This window comes from Anaerostipes faecalis, from assembly GCF_018982945.1.
GTDB lineage: Bacteria > Bacillota > Clostridia > Lachnospirales > Lachnospiraceae > Anaerostipes > Anaerostipes faecalis.
In genome coordinates this window covers 1-1,064 of the sequence record NZ_JABRXE010000030.1, presented here as the reverse complement: position 1 = coordinate 1,064, position 1,064 = coordinate 1, and the positions used below count along the sequence as shown (strand labels likewise).

Here is a 1,064-nt window from a genome sequence, read left to right as displayed (position 1 = left end):
TCTGCATTGAATTCATAGCCCGTGGAAGTCCGATAGAGTCCTCTTTTCACTCTTTTTCCGCTGAATGTTGCAGGTGTTTGGCTATCTTCTTCGCCATAGACAGGCATAACATCCCTATCAAAAAAGGAAGCTTTGGATGTATAGCTTTCTTCACGCAGCATATAGTGGATGCCATAGAGGGCACAAAGATACTCCAATTTTTTGCGGATCTCACCAACTGGGATATTCACCAAGTTCTGATTGTTTCGATGTCCGATATTGGAATTCTTCTGCAGATCCTTATTGTAGCCGATGACTACATGACCAATCTGGTTATCGATGCAGTAATTGATGATATAGCGACAAGTCTTGTTGATATAGTCATTCACTGCATTGTTGCGTTTTCTGGCAAGGATAGCCTGGCGTTTGGTGCTTCCTTTGATGCCTTGCAGGTCTTTGATGCTCTGCAGCCTGGCGTTTTCCTTGTTGTACCACTGGTTGATGGATTTGATGTGTTTTCCGTCCACGATGAAAGAAGCACCTTCGTCAGTGACGCAGGTAGCTAAGTTATTGATTCCAAAATCAATGGCAAGTGCTTTGTTTGGATTGATCTGTATTTCGATAGGTTCAGCTTCATATGTATACTGAATTTCGAAAAACCTTGCATTGGCTTTTGGAATGATGCGGATCTCTTTGATCTTTTTATCCATCAGGATTGGTGGGATGGTGATAATGATTGGTTTATGGTTCTTTTTGAACGCATTGGAGTAAGGGAGGATGAATTGGTTCCCATTTAAGCGTACAAATCCCACTACCAGCGTCATGTATCCGTCTTTTGGCAGATAATGAGGCAGGGAAATATCCTGGAAGCTGTATTCTCCCTGTCTGGACAATTTTAAGAGTCCAAAGAAGGATTGAAAAGTTCCGTCTACTTCTTTGAGAATCTGTTGGCCCATGTTACTGTTTAACAGCTTATAGTTTTCGCTGTTTTTAAGGAGATGATAGTTTTTGGCGTAAGGAAGATATTCTTCCGTCTGGAAGAAATGCTGACGAACACTGTATAAGCCCTCGTTGTAGAGGTTTTT

At 41.7% G+C, this 1,064-nt stretch carries 1 protein-coding gene; it reads right to left on the bottom strand.

Annotation, left to right across the window (positions count from 1 at the left end):
• The coding region (locus KTB61_RS12870; protein ID WP_216697702.1) for an RNA-guided endonuclease InsQ/TnpB family protein at positions 1 to 1,064 on the bottom strand (1,064 nt) is incomplete at both ends.